Raw genomic sequence first — 19,170 nt, forward strand, 5'->3', positions numbered from 1 at the left:
TACATCGTACACTGCGCTTATACAATATACAAAAGTTCCTGCCGCTTTCACAAAAACAAATTTCACGGGATAAATGTTAACTTACGTAACATCACCATACTCGGCTGCAATGAAAAAATTGAACCTCACTTTTATCCTGTTAGTTAGCGTACTGTTTGTATCTGCGCAAAAACGCCAGACCGATAGTTTGGCCGTTTTGTTAAGCGAAGAAAAAACAGATCAAGGGAAAGTAGAATTGTTGAATGCACTTAGCTATGCCTACCAGGATTCCAGGCCGGATTCAGCTTTATTGCTGGCACAAAAAGCATGGTTCTTATCAAAAAAGAATAATGACGTAAAAGGAGAATCCGATGCATTGAGCCAAATGGCGATTGCTTATAAAAGTCTTGGCAATTTTACGAAATCACTTGAGTACTCAATTACCAAACTAAAGATGGATGAAGAACATGAGTCGCCTGCAAACCTCACCGTTAGTTATCTTTACATCGCATCCCTATACGCTGAATCAAAGGATTTCGACAAAGGATTGTTGTACGCAAAAAAAGCAGATTCAATTATTAATGACAAGCATCCGCAAATAAAAAGGCCGGATTCGATTGCCCAACAACTACAGGATTATTCGCCATACTGTTTCCTAAGCATCGGCGATATTTATGAGAAGAAGAACATGCTTGATTCGGCGATTGTGTACACCCAAAAATGCCTGGAGATTAGCACAGAGGTAAATAACACAGTGCTGATTGGGACCTCGCTTAACAACCTCGGGAACATTTATAGAAAATCGGGAAATGATTCTGTGGCTCTTAAGAATTATCGGGCAGCCATTCCTTTTATCTTATCCAATAACGATTACTCCACTTATGCAGAAAGCACATTGGGGATGGCCCAGGTGTTTGAGCGCATGGGGAAGCCAGACTCTGCACTGCACTATGGTAAACAATCTTTTTCTATTGCGGGGGCAAACCAGTTTATTGTAAAGAGTTTAAATGCTATTAATTTTTTATCGACTCTTTATAAGAAGAACAGCAGTATAGACAGCGCATATGCTTATCTCGAAATGGCGAGCTCCTTAAAAGATTCTATTGAAAGCATTGAGAAAATACGTGAACTGCAAAACATGACTACTGCCGAGCAGGTAAGGCAGGCGGAGCTGGAACAACAAAGGCAGGAGCAAATCATAGACAGGAAAGAAAAACTGCAATTACTTTTCATCGGCATCATGATCCCTATCTTCTTTTTGATCAGTATTCTTATCAGCAGAAGAAAAGTACACAGGCGATTCATCGAATTCATGGGGATCGTTTCGGTGCTGCTATTCTTTGAGTATATAACACTGCTGCTGCATCCGTTCATTGCTGAAAAATCACATCATTCCCCCATCATAGAAATTGTTGTTTTCGTTGCCATTGCAGCCATCATTACACCGGCTCACCACAGAATACAACACTGGCTCCTAAAGAAATTGTCAGAATACAATTACCTAAAGCATCACAAGCGCGAAGTGGAATATGAACAAGATGAAGATGATATTACAGAAGAGGATGCGAATGAAGCGTTGCCGGGAGCGGCGAGTTGAGAGTTGAGAGTTGAGAGTTGAGAGTTGAGAGTTGAGAGTTGAGAGTTGAGAGTTGAGAGTTGAAAAATTTAAGTCAAACAAGATACATTTTTGTTTCGAAAGTTCTAAAGCGCCTGCAGGCTATGCCTCGCAGCATTTTACGTACGGAAAAAAACTCTCAACTCTCAATTCTCCACTCTTAACTTACTTAGAAGGTTTAGGTACTTTAATTTCTCTTCCCGTATCAGATGGGTTTGTAGTGTCAGCTGGCATTGGCATTTTCATGGTATCTGCCTGTTTCATTATTGAGTCAGTATGCACTGCTGCAGCAGAGTCCGCTTTTTTCTCTTCTGTGCTGGCGTTGTTGTTGCAGCTATAAATGCCTGCAATCAACACTGCCGCCAATAAAAATATTGGTCTGAAAGCCTGATTGGTTTTGGTTGTCATTTTGGTTTTGTTTTCTCTAATGTAGTATTAATATTTTGGGGATGCAAGTCTTTGAAGGTGTTGAATTGTCTGTAAATGCTGGCTGCTAACGTTTTCCACAGTTCAAACAATTCCGGTTCCCGGATGTTAATTGAGAACCTAAAAAATGAGTAAATGAAGAACACTTTTGTCCTGTTGTTTTCAATCGCGTTATTTGCGGGTTGTAACAACCAGTCCACAACAAACAACGCAACATCCAACGATTCTGAGAAGCCGCATGCAGCTGATACTTCAACAGCAAGCAATGGAGTACTCGTTAATGCTGATAACTTCGTTCGTGCCGAAACCGATATGTATTTTGCACAATCTGTAAAGGATGCAGGAGGGATAGCAAAGTTTCACCATTTCCGGGAGTTGATGCCGATCGATAACCAATCCGTGATACGTGCAAACCGCGATGTATTGTACTCATCAATTGTTTTTGATCTGGACGCGGCGCCGGTTACCATCACTTTACCTGATCCCGGCAAGCGCTTCATGTCTGCAATGCTCATCGACGAAGATCAATATGCTCAAACATATTATGCACCCGGCACTTTTACTTTCACAAAAGAAAAAGTTGGTACCCGTTATATAATGTTGGGCATTCGCACATTTGTTGACCCCAACGATCCTAAAGATATAGACAAAGTGATAGCACTACAGGATGCAATTAAAGTGGATCAAAAAGAAAATGGAAAATTTGAAGTTCCCGACTGGGACCAGGCCGGTCGCAAGCGTATACATGATTCACTGGTGGATGTTTCCAAAACACTTCCCGATACAAAAGGAATGTTTGGTACAAAGGACCAGGTCGATGCCACGCGGCACCTGGTTGGCACTGCTACCGGTTGGGGAGGCAACCCAGAAAAAGATGCAACTTATCTGCCAGTTTTTCCGGCGAAAAATGATGGGAACACGGTGTACAAACTCAAAGTGAAAAATGTTCCGGTTGATGGTTTTTGGTCCGTGAGCGTTTACAACAAGGAGGGTTATTTTCAAAAGAATGATCTCAATAGTTATTCGCGCAATAGCTTAACGGCGAAAAAAGATGCAGATGGCTCTGTTACCATACAGTTTGGCGGTTGCGATGGGAAGGTGGCGAATTGCATTCCCATTACACCGGGATGGAGTTATTGGGTGCGGCTTTACCGTCCACGCAAAGAAATTTTGGATGGCAAATGGAAGTTTCCTGAAGCGCAGGCAGTGAAGTAGCGACCTGTTTTTCCGATGTCTATGTTTTGGTTAGTAAATGAATTTTTAAAACTTTGACTCTTTTGAAAAGTGCTTGCAAATCATTTGATTTATGTTCGCGCCGCAATATTTCATTTCAATTATTTCCAGGTCAAGAATCTTATTACACATCGGATGTGCACGTCCATATGTGTGTAACAATATGCGGTTTCAGTACCCCCGTGTCGTGCGTGTAATGCGTTCGCTACTGTTCGAAAGATGTGGCTTGGCTATATTTTAATGAAGTATTGCAACGGGAAAGGCTGAAACCGTATTTTATTTTCAGCCAGTTTAAAATTTTCTGGCATGCCATACCCAGTAAAAAGGAAAGCTCCAAAACAAACCCAAAGAACATTCAAGGACAAAGCAACTCGGCGCTGCACAATCAGTGAAATTACTCGTAGATTAATGTCGACGCCTTATAATCCGCCACTTGCCAGAAGCCCCTATATTCGCTTGTCTGGCAAATGGCTGGAAAGAGCAGGATTTTATATCGGAGATCAAATAGAGATAATTGTCATGAAGAAGATGCTTCTTATACAGCCTGCAAAAGATATCCATCAACCCATTAAATCAGAATTTCTTCAGAATTGACAAATACATTAGTATAGTTCAGCAATTTACGAAAGGTTTCAAAATGACGTTTCCGACGAAAATCTGGGTTAGATTTTTCTAGGGTGAAAGTTCTGCTTTCATTTCGTCAAAAAAACCGGGGCTTGTCAAGGCCCCGGTTTTTTTTGTTTTAGGAATTAGAAGTTAGGAATTAGGAACTCAATGTCGTTTAGTTAAACAATTTTTCCCGAACGGAATGGTGTTCGTGATCTGTAAGAAAAGACCGCTTGTCATCCCGACGAAGGAGGGATCTGCGAGATTGTTAACGCAGAGCGGTTGCTGGTGTTAGACCCAGATCCCTCCTTCGTCGGGATGACAAGCAACGTGGTTTTAATTTTTCAAACAGCTTAGTTAAAAGACATTGAACACCTAATTCTTAATTCAAAACGTTAATGAGCCTCTAATCATTTAATTCCAAATGTTTCCAGATTTCATAACTACGTTTGCCGCCGGAAAAATATGAGCATGAAGAATTTGTTTTTGACGCTAGGTGTATTGTTTTTTTGCAGCAGCTTGTTTGCACAACAGGCCGATGAGAAAAATGACTTGGGAAAAATATCGGGTCGTGTAACGGATGCTGCTTCACGCGGGCCGCTGGAATATGCGACTATCACAGTACTTGACAGCATCAACAATAAAACAATAACAGGAAGCACGTCGGCCAAAGACGGATATTTTATTGTTGCAGACGTTTCTGCAGGTCGGTACCGTGTTACGATCGAGTGCATCGGCTACAAGCCTGTAACGCTGCCCGGCGTGGAGGTTACAAAAAATGGAAATACTTCTTTAAAAACTATTCAGCTCGTGAAAGAGGCGCAAAGCCTTGCAGAAGTAACTGTTACCGCACGTCCGAAATTGGTGGAGAATAAGATCGACAAAATGGTATTTAATGCAGAAAAAGATCTTACCTCAGCAGGTGGAGTTGCTGCAGACGTATTGAAAAAAGTACCGCAGGTTTCGATAGATGTAGATGGAAACGTACAGCTGGCGGGCAATGGCGGCATTCGCTTCCTGATTAACGGTCGGCCTTCCACTGCATTTGGCAGCAACATTGCAGACGTATTGCAATCTATACCGGCCAGCAATATCAAAAGCATTGAAGTGATCACCAATCCCGGCGCCAAATACGATGCGCAGGGCATGGGCGGTATCATCAATATCATTTTAAAAAGCAGCAAGGCAAAAGGTTACAATGGCAGCATTTCGCTTACGGCAGGTACCCGCGCACAAAACGGTAGTTTTAATTTCAATGCACGAAAAGATAATTTTGCGTTTAACGCATTTGTGAGTGGCAACACAAGGTTTAAAGTAACCACTCCTTACACGAGTGCAAGAAATTCATTTGACACCGCAAGCAAAACGACTGCCACACTATTGCAGGATGGCAATACAAACGTAAAACGCAAGGGCGCAGAAGGAGGAATGGGCATTGACTGGACATGGAAAAAATACAACAGCATTGCCGCGTCTGTTAACTACAACGCGTATGGAGTAGAGAACGGAGGCGCCGTAAACCAGTTGCAACAATTGTTTGATGCCGGCGGCAATTCGCTTGCAAATATTGCGAGCCTGAATAACAGGAACACAAAGAACAGCTGGCATGCCACCGACATTGCACTGAACTACAAACGCACTTTTGCAAAAGAAGACCAGGAACTGAATTTTTCGGTGAACTCAAGTCTTGGCCGTTCACACATCAGCGCCAACAACCTGCAATACGCAATGCCTCAGGATTCGCTGACCTCGGGCACGATGAATACAAACCCGGGAAAAGAAAATGAAACGCAGATAGCATTGGATTACAGCCAGCCCATAGCAAGTAAAGTGATGATGGGCGCTGGTCTCAAAACAACTTTTCTTGATATAGCAAGCGACGCTGATGTGCTGGGTTATTATCCTGCTCAAAAGGCGTATTACTATGACAGCTCTTTGTCTAACAGTCTTGACTATCGCCAGAAAGTTTATGCCGCGTACGCAGAACTTAGTTTTCCCGTGGCCAATCTTTTTGATGTGAAAGTGGGCAGCCGTTATGAACGCACAGAAACATCGTCTTACTATTCAAATGCACAGAAACAAGTAGCAACACCGGGTTATAACACGTTTGTTCCTTCTGTTTATTTGTCTAAGAAAATAGGTGAGAAGCAGCACGTTAAACTTAGCTACTCAAAAAGAATTGAAAGACCAGACTACGGCGATCTTAATCCATTCATCAATACAAGCGATCCCAAGAATATCACAGCGGGCAATCCGTACTTGAAACCAGAGATCGGTCACCGCATCGAAGCGGGATACGGCTATGATTTCGGCAAAGGAAACTCTGTGATGCTAACAGCTTTTTACAGACATAACATGGATGATATTCAGCCATATGTTACGTACTATCCATCACTGCAAGTAGGCGATAGCACTTACTACAATGTGTCTGTCAGCACTCGTGAAAACATAGGCACAGAGGACAATACGGGTCTCAACGTATTTGCCGATGTTTTCCCTGTTTCAAAGCTGGAGTTCCGCACCAACCTTTCTTTTTTTCATCGCAAAATTAACAACCAGATAGATGTAGGCCAGAGCCGCACTTCGTTCAACTACAGAATTAACGCGAACCTGAGCTATGAATTTAACAACACATTGTCTGCAGAGTTTTTCGGCAACTTCAACTCAGCAAGAAATGAAGTGCAGGGGAAATATCCATCCTTCACTACATATAGTTTCGCGGTACGCAAAATGTTCTGGAACAAAAAGGGAAGCCTCGCCCTTAGTGCCAACAATCCGTTCAATGAGTATGTAACGCAGAAAACAGAACTATACGGCTCGAATTTCACTACGACATCCATTCGCAAAATTCCTTACCGTTCGGTGTCTTTAAACTTCACGTGGAAATTTGGAGCATTGGTGTTTAAAAAAGAAAAAGAGAAAGAAGCACAGGGCGATGATGGCGGGATTTAAAAAATGCATCAGTTTTTTTCACCACTAAGACACTAAGGGCACTAAGTTTCACTAAGGTTCTCCGTTCGTTTTGAATCTCTTAGTGGAGCTTAGTGTACTAAGTGCCTTAGTGGTAAATCTTAATGCTCGTTTACAATGCCGTTTCATAGACCTTGCGATTATTCGCCACACAATCTTTCCACCACTCCAACCATTTTGCAGGATTGTTTTCAATGATGAATTGCACAGCTTGTTCGCGTCGTTGAGTCAGGCGTTCTTTTTTAACCTGCGTTATATTATTTCTTAATTGACTCAAATTTAAGTCGGTGCAATAAACGGGACTGCCGGGTTGTTGTCTCCAGGAGTCCTGCAAATTGCCGATGTCCAGTGCATCGAAGCCGCTATCATTTATGAGTTTCGATACAATTTCTTTTGCGTGTTGATCATCTCCAGACACGGGCAATGCAATACGGGAAGCAGAATTTTCTGTGCTGCCACTATGTATTAAAGAACCGGCAAGAATAGAGTTATACGCTTTTACAACAGGCACTCCAAGTTTTGTTGATACCCAAACGCTTTCTGTCATTCCATTTTCAAGCTCATCTATTTTACCGTCCCGGATGGGGTAGTAGTTCGTTGTGTCAATAACGACAGTGTTGCTGGAAATGCTTTGCCCCAGTGAATTTGCCAGCTTTGGTATTTCTATTGAAGGAATTGTGACAACCAGCGCATCAACATCTTTTACAACGTCAGTTAGTGAAACGGGTTTTGCTCCGGTTTCATCTTCGAGCGCTTTCATTTTAGCTAAATTTGTTGCGTTGGTCATTTTTACTTCATGACCCGCTTTTAAATATTGCCTTATTAGCGCTGAGCCAATTTGGCCTGCTCCAATAATTCCGATTTTCATTTACTTGCAAGTTTTTGCTGGTTCATGTGAGCAATCATTTTTTGAATGTTCTTATCCCATCCATCGGTCATAGCTGTGGCGATTGCAAAGTTTGCTTCGTTAAAGCCGGTTTGTTTGATATGCAGTTTTGTTCCGCTGCCATAAGACTCCAATGTCCATTCGCAAATGGTATCAAGTGTAATGCTGCCATCACCGGGACCGCCTTTCCAACTGTATATTAGCTTTTTAAACGGCACCAACTCGAGCACTTTACAATTGAAAATACCATCGAGGTTGAGGCTTGGAATCGGTTTTATGCGGAAGCTGAATTCATGGCCCACAATAGGTTTGAAATCATTTGGCATGAGCCATAGTTCGATCAGGTCTGCCTGAGTAAGGTACTTCCAAACTTCGCCTGGTGGTTGCTCATATATCCATTGATTAACGATTTCCGTTTGCATATTTATCATTTTGAACTGCTAAAGTATATGTAACTTTAAAGTTACGCAAGTTTTTTGTCGATTATTTTATTTAAGACTGATAATGATTTTAAACCAACACTCGGTTCGGTTCTATTAACCATATTCTTTTATGCTTTCACCCGTAAACGATTTAACTTAAATTCGGGAATGAAATTGAAACTACCATTACCGCTTTGGTCAATTGCGATACCGCTTGTTGCATGGTTGCTGTATTTGCTCAAGCCAGACCCTGTTGGTGTTTTTTATGAAATACTTCTTGCGTGCTCGCTGATTGGCTCCGTGATGGCGGCTGTGCATCACGCAGAGGTAGTGGCACATAGAGTGGGAGAGCCTTACGGAACTTTGGTACTTGCAATTGCCATCACCATTATTGAAGTATCGCTAATTGTGTCGCTGATGTTTTCGGGTGGTTCAGATACGGCTACACTTGCAAGAGACACTGTGTTCGCAGCAGTGATCATTCTTTTAACAGGTATTATCGGCATGAGTCTTTTGATTGGTGGTGCCCGGTACAGAGAGCAGCGATTTGGCGCACACGGCGTGAGCGCCGCACTGGTAACACTTACAGCGATTACTGTGCTGACACTCATTCTGCCAAACTATACAACAAGTGTTCCCGGACCGGTGTATAACAAAAGCCAATTGATATTTGTGGCCATCATATCATTAATTCTTTACAGTACGTTTGTGATGGTGCAGACGGTGACGCACCGTGATTATTTTCTGCCTGCAGATGCCGATGAAAATAAAACCACACATGCCGCACCGCCAACAGTTAAAGTTTCATTGCTAAGCACATTGCTATTGTTGACTTGCCTGGGCGCTGTTGTACTACTTGCGAAAACACTTTCTCCTGAAATAGAAAATGCCGTCGATAAAATGGGTGCACCAAAATCACTGGTGGGTATCATCGTCGCCATGGTGATATTACTGCCTGAAGGTTCTGCTGCCATACGTGCCGCTAAAAAGAACAGACTGCAAACCAGTCTCAACCTGGCTTTAGGTTCTGCATTGGCAAGCATTGGCCTTACCATACCTGCAGTTGCAATTGTGTCGGTAGTAACAGGTTTTCCCGTTACGCTGGGAATCGATTCGAAGTCATCATTTCTACTGTTGTTATCGTTGTTTACAGTGACGCTGTCTTTTGGAACGGGCCGCACAACGATATTGCAAGGTGTTGTGTTACTGGTGGTGTTTGCAGTGTATTTGTTTATAACGATCGTTCCGTAGGGTTTCTTTGTAGTTATTACCGGAGTGGTATAGCAGGTAACATTCGATTCTCAAAAAAATTGTATTGTTGCGCATCTATAATTCATTGGAAAGAAAAAACCATTACAAAAAGTATGAAACGAATTGCGCTCGGAGATATTTTTGAAATAGAAACGCCGATAGGAACTGCATATTTGCATTATATTTTTGAGGATAAAGTGTGCGGCGAATTAATCAGGGTTTTTCGTCCGCAAAACACCACCAAGGGATTGAGTGAAATAGTTCAGGACAAAGAGGCATTTATGATCTTCTTTCCACTGGAAGCCGCATGCAGAAAAAAGATTGTCAAACTAAGTGGCCACTTTTCAGCAGACGCCTTTGGTAAACCTAAGTATATGCGATGTGTACATTCCGTAAGAGGACAGTTTTTAGGTTGGTTCATAGTCGACACTGAAACCATGATTCGCCGGCTTGTTGAGAAATTGAGCGATGAAGAAATTAAATATTCTGAATGGGGAATCTGGAATGATACGTTGTTGATAGACCGCATCGCTAAAAATTGGAGCTTGGAAAACTGGGCTATTGATTTGAGTAAATGACATTCTATTCGCCTTAGGAACGTTTCATTTTTTCAACCAGCTCGCATGCCTTGCAACCACTTGCCAGCCGTCGGGTTTCTCCACCCACACATCTGTTAATAAAAAATCTCCACTCCAGTCTTTGCCATTTGCCACTGCATCCTGGTAGAACCAAATGTTGAGCACCGCAGTGTTGCCGTACACACGGGCTTCCAGCAGTTCGATTTTGAATTTTTTACAGTGAAAATGATTCATTGCTTTGTCGATCCATTGTTCTTTATTTACCAAATCACCCGATGATAAGGAGCTTGTGAGTGTAAATTCATCAGCTATTAATTTTCTTGCGGTTGCTTCGTCTTTGTCCTTCCATGCATTCATCCAGCTTGTTTCGAGGTTTGTAAATTTTCTTTCCATTGTGGGTTTATTTTGGAGTTAATACACCAACCGAATAATAGAATTGAATTTTTAAGTTACTAAAACTCTTCAAGAATTTTCCAGAAAGAATGCAGAATTGACTATTAGTTTAGTTCTATTAACTCATCAATAAATATCTTAAGAGATGAAACAGTATTTGATAATGGCTGTTGCCGCAATGGCCACCCTTACAGTTTTTTCACAGGAAAAAACCGAATCTAAAAATGTCAAAGCTCCCGCTGCTGCTGAAGCTGCTTTCAAGAAATCATTTCCTGCTGCGACTAAAGTAAAATGGGAGAAAGAAGGTGCAAATTACGAAGTGAATTTTTTAGAAGGAAAAAAGGAGATGGCCGCAGTGTACGGCGAAACTGGTAATTGGATAGAAACAGAAGAAGAGATTGCGATCAGTGCGCTTCCTGCAAGTGTGGATGCGTATGTTAAGCAACAGAAAAAAGGTAGTATTAAAGAAGCCTCTAAAATTACGAAGGCAAACGGCGAGATTAATTATGAAGCGGAAGTAAACAAACAGGATCTGATTTTTGATAAAGATGGAAAATTCATTAAAGTGGAAAAAGATTGATCCGTGACAAAGCCTGAGGATACGTTTTCAGGCTTTGCTATTTAATCATGTTGATTAAAATCTCACACGGTCTGATTCAGCTATCTGGTTCTTCATTTTTCAATAATGTTTGTAGCCAATGGATGTTGTTCAATTTGCCATTGTCTAAAAGTGCCTGGCAATATTCTGTATAGAATCGGTGGCTTTGTAATAGATCGATGCTTTTCCTGATCCAGTCAGATACTTTTTCGTTCGTACGTATTTCCAGTTCTTTTTTCACCAGCGCATCTGTTTCTCTAAAATATACAGTGCCAAAGTGAAATGTGTCTGCATCACAAATGATCTTCTCCAACAAGGACGAGGGGGAGGGTGGAAATTTTGTAGCAAGAATGCACTGGCTCACTTGCTGCCTGACAGCGGAGGATATGGTGGTCTTCTCGGCAAACTCGTTCCACATTTTTACACTTGCTTCTTCATGAAACAACATACTTCCAAAGATCTGTCCGATGTCATGGAACCACGCAGCGGCCGTAAGAGTAAAATTTTCAGGCCTGCCGAGGTTATAGAACGTCGCAATCATTTGCGAGTACCGGACAACCATTTTCGTATGGGCGAGATTATGGTATGGATAATGAGGACTTAGGGGTGCGTTGTACAAGGCAGTAATATGCCGCTCGATTTTTGCTTCCTCACGTTCGTAATTTGTTTTAGTGATCATAAAACATTACTAAAATGCAGGAAGATTCTGAATAAATTCTGAAGGGGAATAATAACTGAATAACTGAATGACTGAATAACTGAAGGCTTGAGTTCAATTATTCACTTCAACATTGAAACCCTCAGTTATTCAGTCATTCAGTTATTCAGTTATTTAATTAAAGGAGAGATATTGCGGTATTACAAATTCATCCCACCCGACACCTCAATACGCTGTCCATTGATCCATCGTGCATCTTCGGTGCAAAGGAAGGCCACCACGCCGCCGATATCGTCTGGCAAACCAACACGTCCCAATGCTGTTACACTTGCAACATGCTCGTTGATTTCTTTGTTGTCTCTTACGCGACCACCGCCGAAATCGGTTTCAATAGCGCCGGGAGCTACCACGTTTGCTGCGATGCCCCTTGCACCTAACTCTTTGGCAAGGTATCTTGTCAATACTTCAATTGCGCCTTTCATAGAACCATAAGCCGAAGAGCCCGGGTTGGCGAAACGTGCGAGTCCGGATGAGATATTGATGATACGTCCACCATCATTTATAAACGGCAATGCTTTTTGAGTGAGGAAGAAAACGCCTTTGTAGTGAATGTTTATTGCGTTATCGAATTGCTCCTCGGTTGTCTCTGCAAAGGACGAATACAAGGCAGTTCCTGCGTTGTTGATAAGGAAGTCGAAGTTGGTGCTGCCGGTTGTCTCTTTCAAATGTGAGGTCACTTGCTTGAGAAAGTTGTCAAACGATTTTATGTCACCGGCATTCAATTGGAAAGCAGTTGCCTTTTGTCCAAGCGATTGTATTTCAGCCACTACTTTGTCAGCCTCTTCTTTGTTGCTGTTATAAGTTAGCACTACGTCAATCCCTTTTTTGGCAAGGCTTATGGCCATGTTTTTTCCCAAACCCCGGCTACCACCTGTTACCAATGCTACTTTACTTTTTGTACTCATTGTTTTGAATTTTGATATTGCAAAGTTCATTCTATTTTCAACTATCTCATTTGCAACTATCAATCCAATGTTTGCGAAAATCAAATTTAGTTGTTGGCAGTTAGAAGGCAATGGTTGGATATCATGCCCAACAACTAACAACTCCTTACTACCAATTTCCTTCCTGTGCTTCATTCAGGCGCTCTGGTTTTTCTGCTGGATGAAGTCTCCAATCTTTATCGTAACGGGCAAAAAAACTTAGCCAGCCTCTTCTTGCCAGCCGCATGAGGTATGGCTGCAAGGCGATTAATAAAACTGCGTTGATGCCGATCCAGTAAAACAACCTGTGGTCGCCGTCGGCAAGGCTAAATCCAATCAGCACCCACCATGCGACAAATGTGGCCACACTTAGTGCAACTGTAAACGCATAGCTAACATAGCTCGCTCCATAATAAAAACCGACTTCAAGATTAAATGGCTGACCGCAAACAGGGCAAGTGTCGTTCATCTTCATTGTTTCCTTTAACTGATAAGGATTTTTGTTGACAAACATATCTCCCTGTCTGCATCTTGGGCATTTGCATTTTACAAATGCAGGAATAACACCTGTTGCTTTTTCTTCTATCATGTCGGTTGAAGCGGTTATTGTTTTCATAATCTATTTGTATTTACTTCTAAAAACCTCCGGCGTAACGCCTTCGTATTTTTTGAAAAATTTTGTGAAATAGGAATTGTCTTCAAAATTCAACTCACTGGCAATGGCAGAAATGTTTATCTCCGCATTGATCAGCAAACGCTTTGCTTCGAGCAAGACACGATTTCTGATAAGTTCACCGGCAGAACTGCCTGTAAGATCCTTGCTCAATGCGTTCAGGTGATTAGGCGTAACGTACAACATTGCTGCGTAATCTTTTGTCAGCCTGTATTCTTTATAGTGCTCTTCGATCAATTGCTGAAAGTTTCGAAGCAGAGTGGAGTTGTATCGTGTTGTTTGTGTTGCTGTTTTTGTTGTGTAACGTTCTGCTTCAATGAACAACTGCACAAGGCAAGCTCTTATTAAATCGTCTTTCATTTCACCGGACGCATAACTTTCATCAACAATCGTTTGCAACAGGTTTTCCATTCGTTGCCTTGCGATCTTTGGAATCGTAATCACCTGCTGATTGGCAATGCCTGCAAAGAAGCTGAACTTTTGTAAATATTTTGTATCTGCCAGTAACGCATTGATGTAGTGATCCGAAAAATTGATGATAAAGCCTTCGGGTGCTGTTTTAAAATCCCATGTGTGCACTTGTCCAGGATTCATGAAATAGATTTGTCCGGCTTCAACAGGAAATTTTATAAAATCGATGGAGTGATTTCCGGTTCCGTTTGTAAAATAGACAAGATGATAAAACGAATGTCTGTGTGGAAAATGAAGATCCTTATGCAGTTCCAGGTAGTGACTAAACTGATCTGCAATGATATCATTTGATAACGTGACGTTGTCGTTCAGGCTGCAAATGCTATATGTGGGAAGATTTGGTCGTGCCATTGCCATGCTGTTGGTCTGATTGCAAAAATACCTAACAGCTTTTGTATTTTAAGGCACTATTGAAGGGGGTAATGGTACTTTTTACTGATGGAAGAAATTTAATAACTGAATGACTGAATAACTGAATAACTGAATAACTCAGCGTTGAGTGATTGAATCATTGGATTATTGAAGCAGTTCCTGCCTTGCGATACTTACGAGAAAACAACAACGCAGCATCGTCATTGTGAGACCAGCAGAGAAAGATTACTGAACTGTTACTGAAAGATGAACAGAAAACAAGCGGCCGAAGCAATCTTCCTGCGAGCCGCGAGATTGCTTCGGCCGCTTCTCGGTTTGCTACGTTTGTTTTAATGATGTAGGCATTCATGGTCCGCAGGCCTCGCAATGACGATGCAGCTTTCTTCGCTGACTCATTCACTCAACTCTTCAGTTATTCAGTTAATCAGTTATTCAGTTATTGCCAAAGCTTTTGATTGTCAGAAATCTTGTCCGCTAATTGATCATTCGACAACTTCTTTTTCCTTCTGTATTTTTTTACGGCAGATTTGAGTTGCTTTTGTTCAATGGTCGTTGCTGATGCATTTTCACCCTTATATACTTCGCGATAAATATTGGTAATTTCGTTTGTTATTGCGGTCTCTTTGTCTTTTGTAAGTGTTTCCACAGCAGAGGCAGATTTGTTGGCAATGCCTGATCTGTCCCACCATTGGTACAAACCATTGATGACTTTATCGGAATTGTTTGCACTGTGCATAAATCTGTTGAACCAGTGTTGTTCGCTGTTTAAGTAATGGCGGCGTTTTTGTATGAGCCATCGTACAAGACTTATTGTCATCCGCACAAGAACGTACAACACAGCAAGGGCCACCAATGCATACAGGCTGAACCAATACCATGGAATGCCGTAAATTAAATACGGCCCCTTTTTCTTTTCCGGCGGCTTTGTTATTTTCTGTGTAGTTTTTAAACTGTCTTTTAAAGTAGTAAGAATGCCAAGATTCGGGTTCTCTTTGATGTGTATACTTAACGATGTAGTAGACTTTTCATATTTGCGACTATTATTGGGATTCCACCACGTAACCTTGATAGGAGGAATTTTAAAGTCGCCTGCTTTCTCCAATAAGTATGTGATGCTTTCTATTCGTCTGCCATTCGCATCGTTTTCATCACGGGTATCCTCCAGTTCTGCATCGTCAGGATAAATGCTCGCCCAGTCTGGTTTTTCCTTTGCCACTTCAGGAATGAACTGGGGAAGTGTACCCTTCGCATCTATGGTAATGGTTCTTACAATAACATCGCCGACTTTTAAATTACGAAGTGATTTGTTCCAGCGTTCAGAAATGTTTACGCCTTTCGCTACAAACCAATTGTCTGTTTTAAGACTTGCAGGAACATCTTTTACAACGATCTTTTGCGGAGCCGTTGTTAATGTTACTTTTTTGCTTTCAGCACTTCCTTCTGGTGGAGTAGTAGCCACAATATGAATAGGAGGAATGGTAAAAGTGCCGGCTTTATAAGGGAAGACGATAAAATAAAATTCAAGTCCTGCATATTGTTTGTCTCCCACAGGAAACATACCCGATTGCGTTCTGTCAAACGGAAGAATAAATGCACTTGGTATCTGAATATTGTCGAAATCGAGCGGAGCGGTGTACCATGTTTTGGTAAGCACACGTATGGTTACACGAAATGGTTCCTGCACGTATACACTGCGCTTGTTCAGTTCTATGCGTGCAAAGCAATCCTGGGCGTTAGAACGCATGCAAGTGAAGCAAAGCAAAATGAATATGGCGATATTTTTTACCAAGATTCTTTTTCCGGTTTTACATTTTTATAATAGCGCATTTTTTGAATCTCAAATCTTCTGTGAAGAAACTCGCCGGGATCGGCATTTGTTTTTTGCATCAAAATTCTCTCAGAAGTAGATTCGGGTTTTTGCATCTTGAAATCTTTAGGTGGAAAAGTTGCTTCCTTGTATTTGTGCACATTGCTCTGTACTTCATCCGTTACGCGATTGCCAAATTTTGGAAGATTCTTTACCTGTGTATCAGATGAAAGCTGTTCATCATCGGATTGCGCTTTACGTTCTTTCAATGGATCTTTCTTCGCTTTCTTTTTGTTCTCTGCTACTTGTTTTGTTTTTTTATTTGGGTCAAATTTTACCAGCGAATCCACTTTCATTTTTTCGTGCTTTGCTTTGGCGATGCTGCTGTTGGCCTTGTCCCTAAGTGATGGGTCAAGCGCTGCAGCTTTTTCAAAAATTGTTTCCGCCTCTTCGTAGCGCCCCATTTTAGCAAGTGCGAGGCCGCGATTGTATTGACCACTGGCGGAGCTGTCCATGTCAAAAAGCTCAGCCGCCGTTTGATAATCACCAGCTTTAAAATAGGCGACGGCTTTTTGCGAGTTGTCGTCAAATCTTTCTGCAGCATCAGCATAATCTTTCGCATCAGCATACAACTGGCCCTGGTAATCTTTTGTGTACCACCAATCAGGATGTTTACTTTTTAACCCGCAGGATGTAAGCAACAAACATGCTAATGGAAGCCAGCACCATTGTATTACCCAACCTTTTCTGAACCAGAAAGCGGCAATCACAAGTACTGGTAAAATGAGCAACCATCCCATATCGTCCCAGTCTTTTTCATCTTCCTTTTTGTCTTTTTCAAAAATGAGTTTGTCGCTTATTCTTTTTGCAATGCCTTCTACATCAGATTTATCAAGCGTGATTGGTGTGATGTTGATTTTTTCATTTTGCTGAAGATTGGCAAGCACTGTTGGATCCTGTTTTGAAGTAACAGACGCATGCCCCGGAACCGGCGCCCCGTTTGGTGTTGAGAGTAAAAGTATCTCGAGGTGATGAACACTTGCATTTATATAATTGCTCAGCTGTATGGCGTCATCAGAACTAATGGCATCTGTCATTAACAAAATGGTGCTGGGTGCAAAGATCCTTTGCATCATCGTATCTACAATTTCGAGCAGTATGTGCATGTTTGTTCCCTGGACGGGCATCTCTCTGTTGGCAAGGCTTTGTGCGTGATGCTTGATGATCTTGTAATCACTTGTAAATGGAAGAACAGGATGCGCCGTTCCGGCAAATGCCACCAAACCTGCTCTGGCCCTTGGGTTGGCGTCAACAAAGTCTGATATCTTAAACTTCGCTCTTTCCAATCTGCTTGGTTCAATGTCTTTTGCCAGCATCGATTGTGAAAGGTCAAGTGCTATCAAAACCACGGCCTGTATCTTTTCTCCGGGAATTTGTTTCTTTTTCCATGTAGGGCCTGCCAGGCCAATAATGCCCAATGAAGTCCCAACAATAAACAGGAGTAGAGGCAATATAATTGCCCAAGGGCTGCTTTTAGTGAACATGTATTTTCTCAGCGGAGCGGCGATGATTGTCTTCCATTTCTTTCTTTCTTTATTGCCAATGATCAACAGCAAAACAATAACTGCCAACGCGAAAAACAAATACAAAGCCTTTGGACGCAAAAAATGAAATTGTGTCCAGTCAATGCCCTTGATGATACTCTTTAGCTCTTCTATTTTTTCTTCAATGTTCATGCACGTCTTCTGAAAAGATTTATGATGCCATTTAAAAAATGAAACAGCAAACCAAGTCCAATCGCCGCTGCCAACGGGTACATATATAAAAGCGTGACCGGTTTATAACTTTCTTCTTCGTACTCCACAGGTTGCATTTTATTGAGCTCAGCATACACCTGCTTCATTTGCCCTTCGTTCATTGCGTTGAAATATTTTCCCCCGGTTACATAAGCAATATCTCTCAAGGTTTTTTCATCCAGATCGTAACCGCCACTGCCTTTCGCCTGTCCGATGCCGAGTGTATAAATAGTGATGGAATCTTTTCTCGCTGCCTGCGCGGCGTCCAAGGGAAGAATTTCTTTTCCTGCATCAATGCCGTCGGTCAGCAAAAGCATTACCTTTTGTTTAACCGTATCTTCTTTAAAAACTTTTATGCTGAATGCGATTGCCTCACCAATGCTTGTCATTTGTCCGGCCATGCCCACCTCAGTTTCGTCCAGCAGCCAGTTGATTGTTTCAAGATCTGTGGTTAGTGGTGCTTGCAGGTAAGCATGTGTGCCAAACATTACTAGTCCGATCTGGTCGCTTTTTCTTTCTTTAATAAAATCCTTCATTACATACTTAACGGCTTGCCATCGCGTCATTCTTTTACCATCCATTACCCAATCTGTTTGGGCCATACTGAACGAAATATCGGCGGCTATCAAAAAGCTTCTTACTGTTTTTGTTTTCTTAGCAGGTTGGCCAACATAACGTGGTGATGATGCGGCGCCCAGTAAACATATCCAGCACAAAAACAGAGATATCCAGCCCAGTATATTTCTTCTGGAAATCCATGCGTTTCTTTTTGGACGCTGTCCGGAAACTGTTGCTGCACGCTCAAAGAAAGGCGCTATCAATGAAGCCCTCCGCCTGCGCATGGCAGGTAGCAGCCAGTACAACAGCAGCGGCAACGGTAGTAAAAAAATGACCCACTTATATGCTATTTCAAAGTGCATGTTTGGCTTTTACGTTAGTTGAAAACCTTGTGTTGTGTACGGTGTACATGTCTTCATTTTCTGTGTTTCCTTATCCAGTCTTTCGTTTTGCTTACAAACAATGATGCTTGTTCCGAAGGAAGTGGTGAAAATGTATACAGGTTGTTTGCAAGCAACGATGCATCGTTCGCATTGAATGATTTTTTGCGCCATTTCGAATTCATGTAGTTGATCCATTCTTCGCCGCGTAAACCTGCAACTGGATGCCTTCCATATCTTGACATGGCAACACGTTTTGCAAGCATATTTGTTTCGTAAACGAGATCAGTGTAATTATTGCTTGCCGCATACATGGTTTCAATTTGCTGCAAGCTTTTTATTGCTTCACGGCGATAGCTGTTTCTTATGTAATGTCTTATCAGCAACCAGAGCACGACGATAAGAAGCAGCAACAGCAATGCTCCCAGCACGTACCATCCAGGTGTGCTGTAAGTGAATTTTACCGGTGCCGGTTCTATCAGTTGTCCAAATTGTGTTTCATCCATTGTGGTCTG

The 19,170-nt window shown here is 41.9% G+C and carries 19 protein-coding genes; 7 read left to right on the top strand and 12 right to left on the bottom strand.

The window, feature by feature from the left end; genetic code table 11:
• Positions 1–109: 109 nt before the first annotated feature.
• A complete protein-coding gene (locus tag KTO63_RS24940) occupies positions 110–1,576 on the top strand; it encodes a tetratricopeptide repeat protein (protein WP_217794807.1) in 1,467 nt (488 codons plus the stop codon).
• Positions 1,577–1,759: 183 nt separating this feature from the next.
• On the opposite strand, the gene KTO63_RS24945 is transcribed toward KTO63_RS24940, so the two are convergent.
• The gene (locus KTO63_RS24945) at positions 1,760–2,002 is read right to left on the bottom strand and encodes a hypothetical protein (protein WP_217794809.1); all 243 of its coding nucleotides are present in this window, start codon (positions 2,000–2,002) and stop codon (positions 1,760–1,762) included.
• 153 nt (positions 2,003–2,155) lie between these two features.
• Here KTO63_RS24945 and KTO63_RS24950 point away from each other — a divergent pair, with 153 nt between their 5' ends.
• The 3 genes from KTO63_RS24950 to KTO63_RS24960 all read left to right on the top strand — a co-directional run bounded on the left by KTO63_RS24950 (position 2,156) and on the right by KTO63_RS24960 (position 6,811).
• A complete protein-coding gene (locus tag KTO63_RS24950; protein ID WP_217794811.1) occupies positions 2,156–3,235 on the top strand; it encodes a DUF1214 domain-containing protein in 1,080 nt (359 codons plus the stop codon).
• A gap of 324 nt (positions 3,236–3,559) precedes the next feature.
• Positions 3,560–3,847: a SymE family type I addiction module toxin gene (locus KTO63_RS24955; RefSeq protein ID WP_217794813.1), complete on the top strand. Its 288-nt coding sequence runs from the start codon at positions 3,560–3,562 to the stop codon at positions 3,845–3,847.
• A gap of 483 nt (positions 3,848–4,330) precedes the next feature.
• The gene (locus KTO63_RS24960; RefSeq protein WP_217794815.1) at positions 4,331–6,811 is read left to right on the top strand and encodes a TonB-dependent receptor domain-containing protein; all 2,481 of its coding nucleotides are present in this window, start codon (positions 4,331–4,333) and stop codon (positions 6,809–6,811) included.
• 130 nt (positions 6,812–6,941) lie between these two features.
• On the opposite strand, the gene KTO63_RS24965 is transcribed toward KTO63_RS24960, so the two are convergent.
• Together KTO63_RS24965 and KTO63_RS24970 are read right to left on the bottom strand one after the other, a co-directional pair.
• Positions 6,942–7,697 carry an NADPH-dependent F420 reductase gene (locus KTO63_RS24965; protein ID WP_217794817.1) on the bottom strand — a complete coding sequence of 252 codons (756 nt, stop codon included), beginning with the start codon at positions 7,695–7,697 and terminating at the stop codon, positions 6,942–6,944.
• Positions 7,694–8,137 carry an SRPBCC family protein gene (locus tag KTO63_RS24970; RefSeq protein ID WP_217794819.1) on the bottom strand — a complete coding sequence of 148 codons (444 nt, stop codon included), beginning with the start codon at positions 8,135–8,137 and terminating at the stop codon, positions 7,694–7,696. Before KTO63_RS24970 ends, KTO63_RS24965 begins: the two co-directional genes overlap by 4 nt.
• A 168-nt stretch (positions 8,138–8,305) precedes the next feature.
• Here KTO63_RS24970 and KTO63_RS24975 point away from each other — a divergent pair, with 168 nt between their 5' ends.
• Together KTO63_RS24975 and KTO63_RS24980 are read left to right on the top strand one after the other, a co-directional pair.
• Positions 8,306–9,388, top strand: a complete 1,083-nt coding sequence (locus KTO63_RS24975; protein WP_217794821.1) for a calcium:proton antiporter — start codon at positions 8,306–8,308, stop codon at positions 9,386–9,388.
• A 113-nt stretch (positions 9,389–9,501) separates the two neighbouring features.
• Complete coding sequence (locus KTO63_RS24980; protein ID WP_217794823.1) at positions 9,502–9,966, top strand: hypothetical protein; 465 nt, start codon at positions 9,502–9,504, stop codon at positions 9,964–9,966.
• A 24-nt stretch (positions 9,967–9,990) separates the two neighbouring features.
• Here the strand turns inward: KTO63_RS24980 and KTO63_RS24985 are convergent, their stop codons facing one another.
• Entirely contained in the window at positions 9,991–10,359 is a 369-nt protein-coding gene (locus KTO63_RS24985) for a nuclear transport factor 2 family protein (protein WP_217794825.1), read from the bottom strand.
• Between the two features lie 145 nt (positions 10,360–10,504).
• Here KTO63_RS24985 and KTO63_RS24990 point away from each other — a divergent pair, with 145 nt between their 5' ends.
• Entirely contained in the window at positions 10,505–10,939 is a 435-nt protein-coding gene (locus KTO63_RS24990) for a PepSY-like domain-containing protein (protein ID WP_217794827.1), read from the top strand.
• 76 nt (positions 10,940–11,015) lie between these two features.
• Here KTO63_RS24990 and KTO63_RS24995 read toward each other — a convergent pair whose 3' ends face one another.
• From KTO63_RS24995 to KTO63_RS25030, 8 genes are all read right to left on the bottom strand, one after another.
• Positions 11,016–11,636, bottom strand: a complete 621-nt coding sequence (locus KTO63_RS24995; protein ID WP_217794829.1) for an HD domain-containing protein — start codon at positions 11,634–11,636, stop codon at positions 11,016–11,018.
• Between the two features lie 179 nt (positions 11,637–11,815).
• Positions 11,816–12,580, bottom strand: coding sequence for an SDR family NAD(P)-dependent oxidoreductase (locus tag KTO63_RS25000; protein ID WP_217794831.1), 765 nt, complete (start codon positions 12,578–12,580; stop codon positions 11,816–11,818).
• Between the two features lie 148 nt (positions 12,581–12,728).
• On the bottom strand, positions 12,729–13,214 hold the full coding sequence (locus KTO63_RS25005) for a DUF983 domain-containing protein (protein ID WP_232373334.1): 486 nt from the start codon (positions 13,212–13,214) through the stop codon (positions 12,729–12,731).
• A gap of 3 nt (positions 13,215–13,217) precedes the next feature.
• Positions 13,218–14,093: a helix-turn-helix transcriptional regulator gene (locus KTO63_RS25010; RefSeq protein WP_217794833.1), complete on the bottom strand. Its 876-nt coding sequence runs from the start codon at positions 14,091–14,093 to the stop codon at positions 13,218–13,220.
• Positions 14,094–14,550: 457 nt separating this feature from the next.
• On the bottom strand, positions 14,551–15,903 hold the full coding sequence (locus tag KTO63_RS25015) for a BatD family protein (protein ID WP_217794835.1): 1,353 nt from the start codon (positions 15,901–15,903) through the stop codon (positions 14,551–14,553).
• The gene (locus tag KTO63_RS25020; protein WP_217794837.1) at positions 15,897–17,657 is read right to left on the bottom strand and encodes a VWA domain-containing protein; all 1,761 of its coding nucleotides are present in this window, start codon (positions 17,655–17,657) and stop codon (positions 15,897–15,899) included. Before KTO63_RS25020 ends, KTO63_RS25015 begins: the two co-directional genes overlap by 7 nt.
• Positions 17,654–18,637, bottom strand: coding sequence for a VWA domain-containing protein (locus KTO63_RS25025; protein ID WP_217794839.1), 984 nt, complete (start codon positions 18,635–18,637; stop codon positions 17,654–17,656). Before KTO63_RS25025 ends, KTO63_RS25020 begins: the two co-directional genes overlap by 4 nt.
• Before the next feature lie 53 nt (positions 18,638–18,690).
• The gene (locus tag KTO63_RS25030) at positions 18,691–19,161 is read right to left on the bottom strand and encodes a DUF4381 domain-containing protein (RefSeq protein ID WP_217794842.1); all 471 of its coding nucleotides are present in this window, start codon (positions 19,159–19,161) and stop codon (positions 18,691–18,693) included.
• Positions 19,162–19,170: the final 9 nt, after the last annotated feature.

The organism is Pinibacter aurantiacus, assembly GCF_019130065.1.
GTDB lineage: Bacteria > Bacteroidota > Bacteroidia > Chitinophagales > Chitinophagaceae > Pinibacter > Pinibacter aurantiacus.